Annotated in this window: 16 protein-coding genes; 11 read left to right on the top strand and 5 right to left on the bottom strand. The window is 64.8% G+C overall.

All coding sequences use genetic code 11. The annotated features are described in order from the left end of the window. Positions 1 to 182 precede the first annotated feature (182 nt). On the top strand, positions 183 to 1,358 hold the full coding sequence (locus tag ABIA42_RS18785; protein WP_370122486.1) for an MFS transporter: 1,176 nt from the start codon (positions 183 to 185) through the stop codon (positions 1,356 to 1,358). 90 nt (positions 1,359 to 1,448) lie between these two features. Continuing rightward, a complete protein-coding gene (locus ABIA42_RS18780) occupies positions 1,449 to 1,826 on the top strand; it encodes a hypothetical protein (protein ID WP_271532638.1) in 378 nt (125 codons plus the stop codon). A 48-nt stretch (positions 1,827 to 1,874) separates the two neighbouring features. Here ABIA42_RS18780 and ABIA42_RS18775 read toward each other — a convergent pair whose 3' ends face one another. After that, positions 1,875 to 3,206: an alpha/beta hydrolase gene (locus tag ABIA42_RS18775; protein WP_370122489.1), complete on the bottom strand. Its 1,332-nt coding sequence runs from the start codon at positions 3,204 to 3,206 to the stop codon at positions 1,875 to 1,877. 327 nt (positions 3,207 to 3,533) lie between these two features. Here ABIA42_RS18775 and ABIA42_RS18770 point away from each other — a divergent pair, with 327 nt between their 5' ends. After that, on the top strand, positions 3,534 to 4,901 hold the full coding sequence (locus ABIA42_RS18770) for an APC family permease (protein ID WP_370122492.1): 1,368 nt from the start codon (positions 3,534 to 3,536) through the stop codon (positions 4,899 to 4,901). A gap of 2 nt (positions 4,902 to 4,903) precedes the next feature. Next, complete coding sequence (locus ABIA42_RS18765; RefSeq protein ID WP_370122494.1) at positions 4,904 to 6,118, top strand: hypothetical protein; 1,215 nt, start codon at positions 4,904 to 4,906, stop codon at positions 6,116 to 6,118. A 21-nt stretch (positions 6,119 to 6,139) separates the two neighbouring features. On the opposite strand, the gene ABIA42_RS18760 is transcribed toward ABIA42_RS18765, so the two are convergent. Next, the gene (locus tag ABIA42_RS18760; protein WP_131871146.1) at positions 6,140 to 6,697 is read right to left on the bottom strand and encodes a helix-turn-helix domain-containing protein; all 558 of its coding nucleotides are present in this window, start codon (positions 6,695 to 6,697) and stop codon (positions 6,140 to 6,142) included. Between the two features lie 355 nt (positions 6,698 to 7,052). Here ABIA42_RS18760 and ABIA42_RS18755 point away from each other — a divergent pair, with 355 nt between their 5' ends. Genes ABIA42_RS18755 through ABIA42_RS18745 form a run of 3 tightly spaced genes read left to right on the top strand, consistent with a single transcriptional unit; the run spans position 7,053 to position 9,891 of the window. Continuing rightward, positions 7,053 to 8,366 carry an MFS transporter gene (locus ABIA42_RS18755; protein ID WP_370122498.1) on the top strand — a complete coding sequence of 438 codons (1,314 nt, stop codon included), beginning with the start codon at positions 7,053 to 7,055 and terminating at the stop codon, positions 8,364 to 8,366. A gap of 50 nt (positions 8,367 to 8,416) precedes the next feature. Then, on the top strand, positions 8,417 to 8,938 hold the full coding sequence (locus tag ABIA42_RS18750; RefSeq protein ID WP_370122501.1) for an MOSC domain-containing protein: 522 nt from the start codon (positions 8,417 to 8,419) through the stop codon (positions 8,936 to 8,938). Continuing rightward, on the top strand, positions 8,935 to 9,891 hold the full coding sequence (locus tag ABIA42_RS18745; RefSeq protein WP_370122504.1) for a 2Fe-2S iron-sulfur cluster-binding protein: 957 nt from the start codon (positions 8,935 to 8,937) through the stop codon (positions 9,889 to 9,891). The genes ABIA42_RS18750 and ABIA42_RS18745 overlap by 4 nt, the downstream gene beginning before the upstream one ends. A 1-nt stretch (position 9,892) precedes the next feature. Here the strand turns inward: ABIA42_RS18745 and ABIA42_RS18740 are convergent, their stop codons facing one another. Together ABIA42_RS18740 and yidD are read right to left on the bottom strand one after the other, a co-directional pair. Continuing rightward, positions 9,893 to 10,099, bottom strand: a complete 207-nt coding sequence (locus ABIA42_RS18740) for a hypothetical protein (protein ID WP_028180055.1) — start codon at positions 10,097 to 10,099, stop codon at positions 9,893 to 9,895. Between the two features lie 91 nt (positions 10,100 to 10,190). Continuing rightward, positions 10,191 to 10,523 (bottom strand): membrane protein insertion efficiency factor YidD, encoded by a 333-nt coding sequence (gene yidD / locus ABIA42_RS18735; RefSeq protein WP_370122508.1) that lies wholly within the window; start codon positions 10,521 to 10,523, stop codon positions 10,191 to 10,193. A gap of 229 nt (positions 10,524 to 10,752) precedes the next feature. Here yidD and ABIA42_RS18730 point away from each other — a divergent pair, with 229 nt between their 5' ends. After that, entirely contained in the window at positions 10,753 to 11,652 is a 900-nt protein-coding gene (locus tag ABIA42_RS18730) for a hypothetical protein (protein WP_370122511.1), read from the top strand. Between the two features lie 114 nt (positions 11,653 to 11,766). Here ABIA42_RS18730 and ABIA42_RS18725 read toward each other — a convergent pair whose 3' ends face one another. Continuing rightward, positions 11,767 to 12,222, bottom strand: coding sequence for an iron-sulfur cluster assembly scaffold protein (locus ABIA42_RS18725; protein WP_370122514.1), 456 nt, complete (start codon positions 12,220 to 12,222; stop codon positions 11,767 to 11,769). A gap of 241 nt (positions 12,223 to 12,463) precedes the next feature. Here ABIA42_RS18725 and folE point away from each other — a divergent pair, with 241 nt between their 5' ends. The 3 genes from folE (at position 12,464) to ABIA42_RS18710 (ending at position 14,838) form a co-directional block, all read left to right on the top strand. Next, complete coding sequence (gene folE / locus ABIA42_RS18720; protein WP_370122517.1) at positions 12,464 to 13,153, top strand: GTP cyclohydrolase I FolE; 690 nt, start codon at positions 12,464 to 12,466, stop codon at positions 13,151 to 13,153. A gap of 27 nt (positions 13,154 to 13,180) precedes the next feature. Continuing rightward, positions 13,181 to 13,603, top strand: a complete 423-nt coding sequence (gene hisI, locus ABIA42_RS18715) for a phosphoribosyl-AMP cyclohydrolase (protein WP_271532619.1) — start codon at positions 13,181 to 13,183, stop codon at positions 13,601 to 13,603. A 215-nt stretch (positions 13,604 to 13,818) separates the two neighbouring features. Further along, a complete protein-coding gene (locus ABIA42_RS18710) occupies positions 13,819 to 14,838 on the top strand; it encodes a lytic transglycosylase domain-containing protein (protein ID WP_370122520.1) in 1,020 nt (339 codons plus the stop codon). Positions 14,839 to 14,970 lie beyond the last annotated feature (132 nt).

Here is a 14,970-nt window from a genome sequence, read left to right as displayed (position 1 = left end):
TTTCTCCTGAGGCTCACTCCTGCGAACGAGCGCAGGTAAGCGGGAACGAGCGATATATCAGGCGATTCGGCCTGCGCAATCCGGCAAATCCAAGAAAGTGACGCGCAAAAGCCGGGACATTGCACCAACTATTTGGAGCAGCGCCCTTCAACTGGCCGCAAGCCTGCTCTACATGCACTTGCATGAAAAAAGCCCCCGCCGCCGGCCGTTTCGCGCCAACCGCCCTGATGCTCGGCAATCTCCTCACCGGCTGCTCGGTGCTGGCGCCGGCGGGCATGCTGCCGGAACTGGCGACGGGACTTGAGGTCAGCATCCACGCGGCCGGGCTCCTGATCACGTTCGGCGCGGTCACGCTGTGCATCGGCTCGCCGCTGACGGCCTGGCTCACCAGCCGCATCGAACGGCGGACGCTGCTCGCAACGACGCTTGCGGTGCTCGCCTTCGGCAATCTCGCTTCGGCCTTTGCGCCCGACTACGCCAGCCTCCTTGTCATTCGCCTCGTGATGCTCGCGGTCGGTGCGCTCTACACGCCGCAGGCCGCCGGCACGGCAGCGCTGATCGTGCCGGCGGAACGGCGCGGCAGCACCATTGCGTACATTTTTCTTGGCTGGTCGTTGGCAGCCGCCGTCGGCCTGCCGCTGATCACCTTCATCGCCAGCCGCTATGGCTGGCGCGCGGCCTATGGCGGGATCGGCGCGCTCGGCTGCATCAGCTTGCTGCTGTTGCTGCTGCGTCTTCCGGCGGGCCTGAAGGGCGCACCTGTGGATCTGAAGACATGGGCCGCGGTCGGCCGGAGCAGGACGATCCTGCTGCTGCTTGCGATAACGAAGTTGCAGATGTCGGGGCAGTTCGTCGTGTTCACCTATATGGGCCCGCTGCTCAACAAGCTCACCGGCGCGGGTGCCGATGCGATCGGCATGGTGTTCGCGCTTTACGGCGTCTGCGGCTTGCTTGGCGTTGTCATCGCGACCCGCATCGTCGACACCTCGGGGCCCTATCGTACCTCGTTGCTGTTCACCTGCCTGCTGCTTGCCGGGATGACCGGCTGGGCGTTCGGCGCGGGCTCGCTCGTCTTGATGGCGGTCGCGGTCGCGTCCTGGGGGCTTGGCTTCGCGTCGACCAATTCGATGCAGCAGGTGCGGCTGGTCGCGGCCGCGCCGCCGCTGGCATCGGCGACCGTCGCGCTCAATACCTCGGTCCTCTATATCGGCCAGGCGGTCGGCTCCGCCGTCGGTGGGCTGCTGTTTGCCCGCGAGCTTCTGCACACGCTCGGCTTCGTCGCGGTGGGTTTCGTCGTGCTGGCGCTGGTCCTGTTGGCGCTGACCCGGCCGCGGCCGGCTGCTGCCACAACCGCCTGAACGCCGTCTTTCCTGTGCGCAAGGTGCTTGGCAAACCTCGCGTGAGGGCGCTAGAAGGCCGGTCATGGGGACCAAAGAGAGTTGACTGAAATGAGGATGATTCTGGCGGTTGCCGCGGTGCTCTATTCGACCTCCGCATTTGCGCAAGCCGACAAGCCCCCGATGGTGGGGGACAAGCCGCTGGTCCAGGTCAAGCCCAAGGGGACCAACGAGGCCGCGGCCAAGCCCGCCGCGGCAGCGAAGGGCAAGCCGCAGTCGATTGCCGTCCGGCTCCAGGCCTGCCTCGAGATCGACGACGGCACCAAGGATCGCCTCAACTGCTACGACGCCGTGATCCCGCCGGCGCCGAAGCCGAAGCCGGCGAAGGCCAAGGGCTACGCAGATTGCCGTTTCTTCAAGGAAGAGGACGAGCGGCTGACCTGCTTCAACGGCTTTGCCGAGAGCATTCCGAAGCTGCCCAAGAACTGATATTCGCCAGGTCAGGGCTCAGTCGCTGATCGAGCTGAGCAATTGGGCCTAGCGGCTCGATGCGGATGGATTGGTCGAGGCGACGCGCGTGAGCGCTAGCGACGGCGTTGCCGACATCTTCACCAGCACGTCCTTGAGCGGATCCCGCGTCCAGGCGCGGGTCACGTAATCGCGATGGGTGATGCCGTCGCCGGTCTCCACGAACACCACGCTGCCGGGACGGAGCGGCTCGTCCATGTCCTCGGCGACGCTGATGCCCTTCTGCCGCAGCATGCTCATCAGCTCACGGTCGCGCCGCGCCGTGTAGCGGGTGTAGGAGCTGACGAAGAAGCCGGAACGGTGGCTCTCGATCCAGGAGGCGAACTTGTCCAGTTCGCCGTAGATGGCGTCGAGCAGCACCACGCCGCGGACGCGATCGCTGATGCCGCCGACCTCAAGGCTCCAGGCCGTCGGCAGGAAGCCGCCGCTGTAGCCGACGATCACGATCGGCATGTTGGCGAAAGCGCGCGCACTGTCGGGATCGCCGGTGAGGCGGGCGAGATGGTCGGCCGATTCCGCCATGAAGCGCTTGAACCCGCCCGGTTGCCAGAACTTGCCGGCGCTGGAATCGGCGGCATCGACGGCCATTTGCGGTGCAAGGAGCACGGCGTTGGCGCCGGATTCGCTGATCTGCTTGGGCACCAGCTGGCGGTCGCGTACGTCGCGCTCGAGCGTCGCGCCATTGCCGTGGAAGAACACCACGATCACACCCGGCTTGTGCACGTCGAAATGCTCGGGCACGTGCACCAGCACCCGGCTGTCGCTGTAGGTCTCGTCCTGCCAGAACACGCGACCGGAATAGCTGCGGTGGCCGCGGCGGTCGCCCTTGGAAATGTTGAGGAAGGGCGCGTCGGAAGCGGGGTTGTTGCCGAAGTAAGGGAAGGCCGACGATTTCATGCTGACGAGTGTCGTCAGGTCGTCGCGCGGCGGACGCTTGTAGGGGACCTGCGGCTCGAGCGAAGCGACCTTGTAGGACGCTTGCTCCGGCGGTTGTTGCTGAACGGCGCGCCTGGGCGAGAGGTCCGACATCTGCCGTTGCAGGAAGCTTTCGCTCGCCGAGGGAAAGCGCTCCTTGAACTGCGGGGCGGGGAAGCGGTCCTCGAACGTGTCGCCGCTTGCCACGCGTCCGTTGGAGGTTTGCGAACTGGTTTTGGCGACGACCTGGACATTCGCCTGCGAGTTCGTTGCCAGCGCCGCCGGATCGGGCGCCCTGCCGCATTGAACCAGCGACAGCGGCACCAAGGCCGAGATCAGGCCGACCCGGAGCGCACGACGGCGCGCACCGGACGTTGTCCGATCGGCACGACAGTCAGCTCTCAGTCTCGGAACGGCCCCGAACATCCACCCATGACCCCAAGTCACGACATCAAGTCCGTCGGCATGCTTTAAGACAATTGAGCCGACTGGCGTTTAGGCGACGTTAAGCGTCCGGAGCAACTTCCCCACATCCGGAACGCTCAAAAGGATCATGCAATCGTGTCCTGATTGTGGGGAGGGGGATCGGGAAATTCCGGGCAAATCCCGGCGTCATTGTCCAAAAGCGTGGTTAGTCGGTGTCTTGGTACCCGCTACCGTTGCCTCATTTAACCCTTGTTAACCCTGCTTGAATTGACTGGGCCAAATTGCACGATGGCCTACGAGGCGAGACGCCTGAGGTTAAGGACCGCGATGACGGCATCACATGCGGGAACCGCAGCCTGGATGGGCCGGCTGACCGGGAGCGGGGCCGGGGTCTCCGTTCCGGTCGCAACCGCCATCGTCGTGGCCGACATGATCGGGGTCGGCGTCTTCACCAGCCTCGGGTTCCAGGTCAAGGACATCCCGTCCGGCTTCTCGATCCTGCTGCTCTGGACCGTCGGCGGCATCGTCGCCTTGTGCGGGGTGTTCGCGTACAGCGAATTGGGCGCGATGTTTCCGCGCTCGAGCGGCGAGTACAATTTCCTCGGCCGCGCCTATCATCCGGCCTTCGGCTTTCTCGCCGGCTGGGTGTCGGCCACGGTCGGCTTCGCGGCGCCGGTTGCGCTCGCGGCGATGGCGTTCGGCGAATACGCCAAATCGGTTGTCCCGGATCTGCCGCCGATTCCGCTTGCCATCGGCGTGGTGTGGCTGGTCTCGCTCGTGCAACTGACCGGAGTCCGGCACTCCTCGACCTTCCAGCTGATCTCGACCATCCTCAAGGTCGTCCTGATCGTCGCCTTCCTGGTCGCCGGCTTCGTCATCGGCGTGCCGCAGCCGATCGCCTTCACGCCGCAGCCGGGCGATCTCGCCCACATCGTCAGCGCGCCATTCGCGATCGGCCTCGTCTTCGTGATGTATTCCTTCTCGGGCTGGAATGCCGCGACCTACATCATCGGCGAAATGAGCTTGCCGCAACAGAACCTGCCGCGCGCGCTGCTTGCGGGCACGCTGATCGTGCTCGTGCTGTACGTCGCGTTGAACGCGGTCTTTCTCTATTCCACGCCGGTGAGTGCGCTCGCCGGCCAACTCGACGTCGCCAGCGTCGCCGGCAGCGCCATCTTCGGCAGCCTCGGCGGCCGGATCGTCGGCGCCATGATTTGCGTCGGCCTGATCTCCTCGATCAGCGCGATGATGTGGATCGGGCCGCGCGTGATGATGACGATGGGGGAGGACATTCCGGCCCTGCGCGTGTTTTCGAAGCGATCGGCGAGCGGCGCGCCGGCATATGCCGTCCTGTTCCAGCTCGCCATCGCCAACCTGCTGTTGTTCACGCGCAGCTTCGAGGCGGTGCTCGACTTCATCCAGTTCGCGCTGTTGTTCTGCTCGTTCTTCACGGTCGCCGGCGTCATCAAGCTGCGCATCACCGATCCCGACCTGCCGCGGCCCTATCGCGCTTGGGGATACCCGTTCACACCGCTGGTTTTCCTGCTCGTGACCGCGTTCATGATGTACTACCTCCTGACCGAGCGGCCGGTGCAGTCGCTCTCGGGGATGCTCGTCATGCTCGCGGGCCTGTTGATTTATGCTGTGTTCCGCAGGCGGCCGGCTGCCGCTGGTACGTCAGACAATCGCGAATAGACATGGTCCGCCCCCTGAGAATTGTGGCCGTCGCCCTTGCCCTGCTGGCTGCGTCCGTCTCGTCCGTCCGTGCCGCCGACGTCACCTTCGACGACACCGCGCGCTTCCTTGCGGGCATGCAGCCTTCGGCGGACTCGCCGCTGGTGCCGCTCACCAGGGATCCGGGCTGGCAGCGCCATGCAAAGTTCTTCGATGGCGCTTTCGCCCAGCTCGAACAGCGGCAGCTCTCCAATATCCGCAGCTGGGCCGACGCCAATCTCGCCGCGCCCCGGCCGACCATGTTCTACATGTTCAGCGGCCCGGATTTCCTCTACGCCAATGCCTTCTATTCCAAGGCCAGCACGTATGTGCTCGGCGCGCTGGAGCCGGTCGGCGCCGTGCCCGACCTGACGCGGCTGCCGCGTGGTTCGGTCGCCGCCGCGCTCTACAATGTCGAGCGTTCGCTCGGCTCGATCCTGAGCTTCTCCTTCTTCATCACCAAGCAGATGAAGGTCGACCTGCACGCCAATCAGGTCAACGGCACCTTGCCGATCCTCTATGTCTTCCTCGCGCGCTCCGGCAAGACCATCCGCAATGTCGAGATGATCGCGCTCGACGACAAGGGCGGGGTGCATGTCGGCGACGACAATCCCGGACGAAACGCAACGCGCGGCGTCCGCATCACCTTCGCCGGCAGCGATGGGGAAGCGCGCACGCTGTATTATTTCTCGATCGATCTATCCAATTCCGGCGCGCGCGCCGCAGGCTTCCTGAAGTTCTGCGAGACGCTCGGGCCCGGCAACAGCCTGCTCAAGAGTGCGTCCTATCTGTTGCACTCCGGCAATTTCTCCGTCGTGCGCGACTGGCTGCTTGCCAACAGTGCCACCATCATCCAGGACGATTCCGGCATTCCGCTCGCGAATTACAACGCACGGCAATGGCGGTTCTTCCCGTTCGGCCGCTATCTCGGTCCGATCGACGAATTCCCCGGCCGCTACCAGGAGCGCTACGCCGAACTGTTCACGCGCGCCCAGCCGATCGATTTCGGCGTCGGCTATCGCTGGCGGATGCGCGAATCGAATTTGCTGCTGTCGGTGAAGGTGCCGGGCAGCGACACTGCGCCGACTGCGGAGACCACTTCGGCTACCGAGCCGCCGCCAAGGCCGCCGCGCCCGAAACGGCTGCGGCCGCCGGAGTCGGTCCCACCGTCACAGGGACGTTTTTTCTGGTTCCGGTAGGCTATTTGCCGAGGCTGGGCGTTAAGACGTCTGGGCCACGACGACCAGCACTTCGGCCTTCTGCCGGCCGAGGCTCCTGACCTCGTGCGGCGTCTCGCCTGAAAAATACAGGCAATCTCCCCTGCCGAGGACGAGCTCTTCGCCATCGAGCTTGATCGCGATCCTGCCGTTGATGACGAACAGCAGCTCCTCGCCCGCATGCGAGGCGCGCGTGGCCGCCTTGTGCGGCGGGCTCAGCAGAAACGGCTCCATCATCTTGCGGGTGCGACCGGTCGCCAGCGGGACCACGCCGAACGTGTCCTGGAATAGCGGCACATTGCCGTCCTGGCGGCGGAACAGCGTGTAGCGCGGTGCCGGCTCGGCGTTCGGGTCGAAGAAGTTCGCGACATTGACCTCGAGCGCGGCGGCCATCCGCAGCAGCGCGGCCAGGGAGGGGATCTTGAGGTTGCGCTCGACCAGCGAGATGTAGCCGCGCGTGAGGTCGCTTTGCCTCGCAAGCTGGTCCAGCGTCAGACCCTTGGCGATCCGCGCCTGGCGGATGTTGGCCCCGACCGCTGTCGCTTTGCTGACGTCAAGCACGCATGAGTCTCCCGAACTGCTGAAGCCTGTTTTGCAACAGAAGGCGCCGGACTGCCAGCCCGGCGGCCGGCAAGGCCCCGAGCCGGTCGCCCGCAGCGTATTCCATTGGAAAACTTCTGAGCAGAAATTTCGGGCAAGGGCGCGGATATTATGAGCAGGTGAATTGGTATAACGCGGAAAATCGCCGAACTTTGGTGCAATTCGCCCGCATTGCCGTGATTGTCGGCATTTGCCGCGTTCCACGGCGTTGATTTCTAGTAGTAAACATGATCGATTTTTACCGTCGCGGCTGCCGATGGGCACCGCGACCGCACCAACTGCTTTTCCCAGGCGCCGGTACCTTTTGGAGAGATCGATGACCGTAGCAGACGACGTAACCCTGAACGTAGCGCCGGACGAGGCGGCGAGCTTGCGACAGATCGTGTGGTCGAGCGTGATCGGCACCGCGGTCGAATGGTACGACTTCCTCATCTATGGCACGGCGACCGCGCTTGTGTTCAACAAGGTCTTCTTCGCCGCCGGCAACCCTGCGCTCGCCACCATCGCGGCCTTCGGCACTTACGCCGTCGGATTTCTGGCGCGGCCGCTCGGGGCTGCGATCTTTGGCCATTACGGCGACCGGGTCGGCCGCAAGGCGATGCTCGCGATCACGATCATGGTGATGGGCATCGGCACCTTCCTGATCGGCCTGCTTCCGACCTACCAGCAGATCGGCATTGCTGCGCCGGTGCTGCTGATCGGATTGCGCTTTCTCCAGGGTATCGGCCTCGGCGGCGAATGGGGCGGCGCCGTGCTGATGGTGGTCGAGAATTGCCCGACGCATCGCCGCGGCCTGCTTGGCAGCATGGTGCAGGTCGGCAACCCCATCGGCAATCTCGCCGCGATCGGCATGTTCGCGCTGGTGGCGAGCCTGCCGGAGAGCGACTTCATGACCTACGGCTGGCGCATCCCCTTCCTGATCTCGATCCTCCTGGTCGGCGTCGGTCTCTACATCCGCATCAACATGGAGGAGACCGCCGCCTTCCGTCAGGTCCAGGCCAAAAAGGAAGTCGCAAGCCTGCCACTGCTCGAGATCTTCAGGCATCACCGCCGGCCGTTCTTCACCGCAGTCGGCCTGAAGATCTCCGAGATCGCCTATGCCAGCATCGGCGGCGTGTTCGTGATGTCCTATGCCACCGCCAATCTCGGCCTGCCGCGCGCGGTGGTGCTGAACGGGGCGTTCGCCGCGTCGCTGGTCGCACTGCTCGCTATCCCGCTGTTCGGCTGGCTGTCCGACCTCGTCGGCCGCAAGACGATGTTCTATGCGAGCTGCCTGTTCTCGGCGCTGTTTGCCTTCCCGCTGTTCTGGCTGCTCGACACCCGCGATCCGACCATCGTTGTCTGCACCATCGTGGTCGCGATCACTTTCGGTCAGATGGTCATGTTCGGCATCGGCGCGCCCTGGTACTCCGAGCTGTTCACGGCTCGGCTGCGTTACAGTGGTGCTTCGCTCGGGTTCCAGGTCGGTGCGGCGCTGAGCGGCGGGTTGACGCCGCTGATTGCTGCCTCTCTGATGGCCTGGAGCGGCGGCGCGACCTGGCCGGTGTCGCTGCTGCTCGTCGCCTGCGCCGCCGTCACCGCGATCGCGACCACGTTCGCGCCGGAGATGGCGAACAAGGAACTGACCTGATCCCACGGCGCCGCTGCCGGCGGCGCCACGACTTCTCAAAAGGATTTGTCATGCTTGATACGATCAGCGCCGGTGCGGCGCAGGGCGCAGCACAGCTCGGGTGGCTCGGTGTGGTGCGCTTCCTCCATCTCACCCCGCGCGCGTTCCTGCCGATGCGCGCAGCCGAGACCATCACCCTCGTCGCCGGAAAAGGAATCGAGGGCGACCGCTACATGATCGGAAAGGAAGAGGGGTTTTACTCGCACAAGCCAGAAGAGGGCCGGCAGGTCACCCTGTTCGAACTCGAGACGCTGGTTGCACTGAAGCGCGACGCCGGGATCGAGCTCGGCCCGGAAGAGCATCGGCGTAACGTCACGGTGGAGGGCGTGCCGCTCAATCATCTCGTCGGCCGCCGCTTCTGGCTGGGCGAGACCCTGCTGGAAGCGACGCGGCTGTCGGTGCCGTGCCGGCATATCGAGGAGATCACGGGCAAGGCGATCTTCGATCCCCTGATCAATCGTTCCGGTCTCAACTGCAAGATCCTGCAAGGCGGCATCGTCAGGGTCGGCGATACCGTGCGGAATGCGGCATGAGCGCGCGACCGATCACGACGGTCAAGACGGTCGTCACCGGCATCGAGGAGGCGGGGGCAGGCATCAAACTGTTCACGCTGGCCGATCCCGACCGATGGGAACTGCCGCGGTTCAAACCCGGCGCGCATATCGATCTGCATCTGCCGAACGCGCTGGTCCGCACTTATTCGCTGTGCAACGAGCCCGCGGACAACACGCGCTATGTCATCGCGGTCAAGCGCGAAGCGGATGGACGCGGCGGTTCGCGGGCGCTGCACGACGAAATCGGCATCGGCGATGCCATCGGCGTGTCGTTGCCACGCGGCGGACTTGAGCCCCAAGCTCGCATCGCGCGCTACGTGTTCCTGGCTGGCGGCATCGGCGTGACGCCGTTCTTGTCCATGGCACGGCATCTCGAACGAACGAAGCAAGCCGACTTCACGCTGCATCTGATCGTGCGAGAGGAGGTGCCGCTCGCCGCGCATCTCGGCTCGCTGATCGAAGGGGGGCGCATCATCGTACATCGGACGTCCCGGAACGGGCGTCCCGATCTCGCGGCACTCGTCGGAGAGCGCGGATCTGAGACGATGGTCGCCTGCTGCGGCCCGGAAAGCATGATCGACGATTTCGAGCGGGTGACCGCAGCGTGGCCCGCGGCGAGCGTCCATATCGAGCGGTTCGTCGCACCACCACCGGTCGTCGATCCCGATGCCAAACCGTTCACACTGTCACTGGCGCGCTCGGGCGCCGAGATCGAAGTACGGGCCGGCCAGAGCATGCTGGCCGCATTGCAGGAGGGAGGCATCGAGATCGCTACCTCCTGCTGCGGCGGCATCTGCGGCGCCTGCAAGGTCGGATGGATCGAAGGCAAGCCGGTTCACCGCGACCGCATCCTGTCGCCCTATGAACGCGAACGCTATCTCATGGTTTGCGTGGCGGGCTCGGATGCCGAGCGGCTGGTGCTGGACCTCTGAGCTACCAATGCACGCTCTGGCTCGGCACGATGAACGTCGTCGTGCTTGGCTGTGTCGCGAAGCTCCTCGCCAGATACCAACCTGAGCCGAGGACGAGCGCGAGCAGCGCGATGACGGCGAGCAGGTCGATGGTTCTGGGATCGTGTCCCCTGTGACCGAAATTCGGACCAGGCCGGAAGTGAAAATGAGGGCTGATTTTCCAGCGCATTGTTGTTTCCTCCCGTGGGAGCATCGAAACAACGCGAGCGGAAAGTGCCGGTTCCGGTCAGGGCGGCGATGCACCATCACCGCAGCCTCCATCAGGGTGCATTGACCCCGCGCCAGCGGCCGTAACGCCAGGGCAGATACCAGCGTGCGCCTTGCGGCGCGGCGAGGGGTACGTTGTCGATGCCGGACGTGCCGAAGGGATGGCAGCGGAGCAGGCGCGCCAGCGTCATCCAGCCGCCGGCCCAGAGCCCGAACCGTTCGATCGCCTCATCGCCGTAGACGGAGCATGTCGGCAAGTGCCGGCAGTTGTAACCGACCAGGGGCGACAATGTGTGCCGATACAGCCAGATCAGCGCGCGGCCGAATCTGCGCGGCAGCCGGAGCACACCGGAACTGGAACAGTGCTCGCATGCTGAATGCTTCATGTGCGTTTTGCTGCGACCTTAAGCCAGGGGTTGCCCGGTTCCGGCGCAGGGAACCGTAAGCTGTTGTTTGCGCGCCCTATTTGCGTGCTTTTTGGGAGCAGTGCAGCAAGTATCTCTGGACGATCTGTATTCCCCCGGATACCATTTTTGTGACGTTCATGTGTAGACTCATTGAACGCGCAAAACGGGGCTTGCCTGAATCGCCTTGGGGCTTGGGGAAGGGACCAGTTTGAAACGTCTGACGTCGCTCAATCTTCGCGGCTGGTTGCTGGTGGGAACCGCCGTCTGTGGAATCGCGCTGGCTGGCGCCGTCGCGACTTTCGGGTCGTCGGCCCGGGCAGGCAACACCCTCGAAGAGCGCAAGCTGCCGATGAAGTTCAGCTGGGTCGCCTGCGAGCCGAACTGCCGCGGCTGGGTCAGCGCGGTTGGCATCATCACCGCCGATACGCCAAGGGAATTCGAAGAGTTTTCGCGCGGACGCCAGCTCGGGGGCGCGACCGTCGTGCTCGATTCGAGCGGCGGGTCCGTCAATGACGCGATCACGCTCGGCCGGCGCTTCCGCAATCTCGGGCTTTTGACCACGGTCGGCGTAAGCCTCCGCGGCGGGCCATCGACTCGCCCGGCGGTCGCGCCGGAAGCCTATTGCGAATCCATGTGCGTGTTCCTGCTGCTCGCCGGCAAGAAGCGCTACGTGCCGGAAGCCGCCCATGTCCGGGTCCACCAGATCTGGATGGGCGACCGGGCTGACGATGCCAAGGCGGCGAGCTACAGCGCGCAGGACCTGATGATCGTGGAGCGCGACATCGGCCGGCTCGCCAAATACACATTCGACATGGGCGGCGCCGGCGACTTGCTGTCGCTTGCGCTCAGTGTTCCGCCCTGGGAAGACTTGCACGAGCTCGACGCCGGCGAACTCAAGCTCACCAATCTGGTCACGACCGATCTCGTGGCTGATGTGCTCCCGCATGTGGATATTTCAGCGCCAGCAATGGCGGAACTGGCACCGAAGACGCAGGCCAGGTTCGGCGCGGAACCGGAGCAGGCGCAGCCTGCCAAATCAACCAAGACGGCGGAAGCCCTGGTGCCGACGGGTGGCGTGGCCGCGCCGGCTGCGGCGACGCAGAAGTAAGCTCCCCGCACGGTCATTCCAGGGCGTCGCAAAGCGACGAACCCGGAATCCAGATATTGCAGCGCAGGATTCCGGCTTCGCCATTTGCCGACCCGGAATGACGCCCCGGTTGGATCAGCCCTGCGCTGCGGCCGGCTGCTTGGCCTTGGCTTCGATCTGGCCGATGGCATCGACCACGGCATCGAAGGTCAGAAGTGTCGAGGCATGGCGCGCCTTGTAGTCGCGGACCGGCTCGAGGAACTTGATTTCTTCCCATTTGCCTTCAGGAGGCGCACCGTTCTCCTTCAGCATCTTGCGAACCGTTTCGCGTAACTCACGGAGTTCGCTCGCAGTCGAGCCGACCACGTGACTTGCCATGATGGATGAAGAGGCTTGGCCCAAGGCACAAGCCTTCACGTCATGCGCGAAGTCGGTGACGGTATCCCCATTCATCTTGACGTCGACCTTCACGGTCGATCCGCACAGTTTGGAGTGGGCAGTGGCGGAGGCATCGGGGTCCGACAGCCGCCCGAGGCGCGGAATATTCCCAGCCAGTTCGATGATCCGTTTGTTGTAGATGTCGTTCAGCATGTGATGGAGTCCAGGACTTCCGGGCCGGATCGGCCTTGGCGGGCGCCGTGCACGGTCCTATATAGGGACGGAACTGGTGGAAAAACAGTCCAGCGGTGCGATGGCGGTGATCCAGATATGCGCTGCCGGCGTTGTCGCCTCAGGACGTTCCACTGAAGCTTGTTCTGTTCAGGCGTCCGGCGGCTTGGCCGCCCCGTCTGCCGGTGACACTCCGGCCGCAAGGCCGTCGAACGGAGTCGATATGGACGCTGCAATCAAAGCCATCCGCCCCAACAAGCCCTCCGACCGGCAGCTTGAGAGCCGCCCGGCCGAGCTTGATCCCGCCGAATTCCTCGCAGCCGCCGTTCGTGCCGACCAGCCGCGCCCGGCACGCGCCGAGGCGGAAGCCGCGGTCAAGACATTGCTCGCCTATATCGGCGAGAACACAGAGCGCGAGGGCCTACTCGACACGCCGCGCCGTGTCGTCGAAGCTTTCGACGAACTCTATCAGGGCTACCACCAGTGCCCGGCCGAGGTGCTCGACCGCACCTTTGGCGAGACCGCCGGCTATGACGACTTCGTTCTGGTGCGCGACATCGAATTCACCTCGCAGTGCGAGCATCACATGATGCCGTTCTACGGCAAGGCGCACATCGCCTATACGCCGGTGGAACGTGTCGTCGGCCTGTCCAAGCTTGCGCGCCTGACCGACATCTTCGCCCGCAGGCTCCAGACCCAGGAGCACCTGACGGCGCAGATCGCGGCGGCGATCGACGAGGTGCTCAAGCCTCGCGGCGTTGCCGTGCTGATCGAGGCCGAGCATACCTGCATGTCGGTGCGTGGCGTCGCCAAGCATGGCGCTTCCACGTTCACCAGCCGCTTCACCGGCATGTTCCGCGACAACCCCGCGGAGCAGGCCCGTTTCCTGTCCCTGGTGCGAGGCACGCGCTGACCTCGCAAGTAGACTCGCGAGGCTCCTGTGTCCGCTCACTCCCATGAGATCGAAGAAGGTCTCGCCTTCCTGCCCAGGTTCGATGCGAGCGGCCTCGTGACCTGCGTCGCGACCGACGTCGCCACCGGCGACGTGCTCATGGTCGCACACATGAACGAGGAGGCGCTGCGCAAGACGATCGCGACCGGCGATGCCTGGTACTTCAGCCGCTCGCGCAATGCCTTGTGGCGAAAAGGTGAGACCTCGGGTCAGACCCAGCGCGTGGTCGAGATGCGCACCGATTGCGACCAGGACGCGGTCTGGATCCGCGTCGAGCAAGTCGGCGCGGCCTGCCATACCGGGCGCCGGTCCTGCTTCTATCGCAAGGTCGAAGCGGAGGGCGGGGGAGCGAAGCTGGTGTTCGCCGACGCCGAGCAGCTGTTCGATCCGGACGCGGTCTACAAGAAATAACTCGCTGTCATTCCGGGGCGCACCGCAGGTGCGAGCCCGGAATCCATTCGGCCGCGCGCAATGCCTTGCGATGGATTCCGGGCCCGCGCTGCGCGCGCCCCGGAATGACAGTGAGGGCTGAATTAACCCCGCATTAACCATGACTGTCCCACGGTGAGACGACGGGCGCCGAATTGCCGGCGTCGCTCAACGCCGCGTGGGGCGGGCATTTCATCATGTCGGTCGACAATTCCAGTGCCACCCAGACGGTCGGCCTCGATCCGTCGCGGGCGCGCGTCGCCGGTGCGATCAAGCAGGCCTCCAACATCTCCGGCGTCAGCTTCCAGTACATGCTGACCACTGCCAAGATGGAATCGGATTTCGAACCGACGGCGGGGGCCACCACCTCGTCCGCGCACGGGCTCTACCAGTTCATCGACCAGACCTGGCTTGGTACCGTGAAGGAAGCCGGCACCCAGCTCGGCTACGGCAGCTACGCCGACGCCATCACCAGAACCTCGGCTGGCACCTACACCGTCGATGATCCCGTGATGAAGCGGTCGATCATGAAGCTGCGCGACGACCCCGAAGCCGCCTCCAGCATGGCGGCGGCGCTGACGCAGTCGAACAGTTTCAAGCTCACCGGCCTGCTCGGCCGCAGGCCGTCCGACAGCGAGCTCTACATGGCGCATTTCATGGGCGTCGGCGGCGCGGCCAGGCTGATCGCCAATGCCGAGGACAATCCGCAGGCGGTTGGTGCGCGGCTGTTTCCCAACGCGGCGTCCGCCAATCGCTCGATCTTCTACGCCAAAGACGGCCGGGCCCGCAGTGTCTCCGAGGTCTATTCGGTGCTCGACGCGCGCTACGCCAGTGCAGCCAATTCGAAAGTGACGCGCAGCGCGATGGCGATGTATGGCGACACGCCGTCGACCACCGAGGTCGCGAGCGCGATCGGCGTGCAGCCGACGGCACCGGTCGTCGACAATGCCGTCTATCTTCAGACCTTCCCGAACACACGGGCCGCGACGCCCGTCAGTGCGACCTCGCCGGCGACGCTCGCGGACAATGCGCCGGGCACGCCGGTGTTTCGTTCGATCTATCAGCCTGGCGATGCCACGCAGCCGGTCTCGACAACGGTGCAGAAACTATGGGGCGACAACGCCTCGCTCACCTCGGTCGCGTCGGCGACGCCGGACGTGCGGCCGCCGCAGCCGCTCGATCTCTTCAGCGATCGTAGCGGCACGTTCTCGAGCTAGTCTCCGCTCCCATCTCGGACGCGCCGCAGTCTGAAGCCACTGCAGCGTGGAGCCGCGCCCATGCCGCGTGCGCCTCTCTCGAAGGGTGGGCCCGGCTCAGCGGCGCATCGCCAAAGGGCGCTGCGCCGGTAC

Source organism: Bradyrhizobium sp. USDA 327 (genome assembly GCF_041262065.1).
Lineage (GTDB): Bacteria > Pseudomonadota > Alphaproteobacteria > Rhizobiales > Xanthobacteraceae > Bradyrhizobium > Bradyrhizobium liaoningense.
The sequence above is the reverse complement of the archived record's forward strand: the minus strand, read 5'-3'. Positions and strand labels throughout refer to the sequence as shown.

Bases quoted from the DNA above. Each gene is read 5' to 3' on its own strand.
- ABIA42_RS18775 (WP_370122489.1), bottom strand. From the start codon at position 3,206: ATGTTCGGGGCCGTTCCGAGACTGAGAGCTGACTGTCGTGCCGATCGG.
- ABIA42_RS18770 (WP_370122492.1), top strand. From the start codon at position 3,534: ATGACGGCATCACATGCGGGAACCGCAGCCTGGATGGGCCGGCTGACC.
- ABIA42_RS18740 (WP_028180055.1), bottom strand. From the start codon at position 10,099: ATGCGCTGGAAAATCAGCCCTCATTTTCACTTCCGGCCTGGTCCGAAT.
- folE (WP_370122517.1), top strand. From the start codon at position 12,464: ATGGACGCTGCAATCAAAGCCATCCGCCCCAACAAGCCCTCCGACCGG.
- ABIA42_RS18765 (WP_370122494.1), top strand. From the start codon at position 4,904: ATGGTCCGCCCCCTGAGAATTGTGGCCGTCGCCCTTGCCCTGCTGGCT.
- ABIA42_RS18785 (WP_370122486.1), top strand. From the start codon at position 183: ATGAAAAAAGCCCCCGCCGCCGGCCGTTTCGCGCCAACCGCCCTGATG.
- ABIA42_RS18780 (WP_271532638.1), top strand. From the start codon at position 1,449: ATGAGGATGATTCTGGCGGTTGCCGCGGTGCTCTATTCGACCTCCGCA.
- ABIA42_RS18710 (WP_370122520.1), top strand. From the start codon at position 13,819: ATGTCGGTCGACAATTCCAGTGCCACCCAGACGGTCGGCCTCGATCCG.
- ABIA42_RS18750 (WP_370122501.1), top strand. From the start codon at position 8,417: ATGCTTGATACGATCAGCGCCGGTGCGGCGCAGGGCGCAGCACAGCTC.
- ABIA42_RS18755 (WP_370122498.1), top strand. From the start codon at position 7,053: ATGACCGTAGCAGACGACGTAACCCTGAACGTAGCGCCGGACGAGGCG.
- yidD (WP_370122508.1), bottom strand. From the start codon at position 10,523: ATGAAGCATTCAGCATGCGAGCACTGTTCCAGTTCCGGTGTGCTCCGG.
- ABIA42_RS18745 (WP_370122504.1), top strand. From the start codon at position 8,935: ATGAGCGCGCGACCGATCACGACGGTCAAGACGGTCGTCACCGGCATC.
- ABIA42_RS18725 (WP_370122514.1), bottom strand. From the start codon at position 12,222: ATGCTGAACGACATCTACAACAAACGGATCATCGAACTGGCTGGGAAT.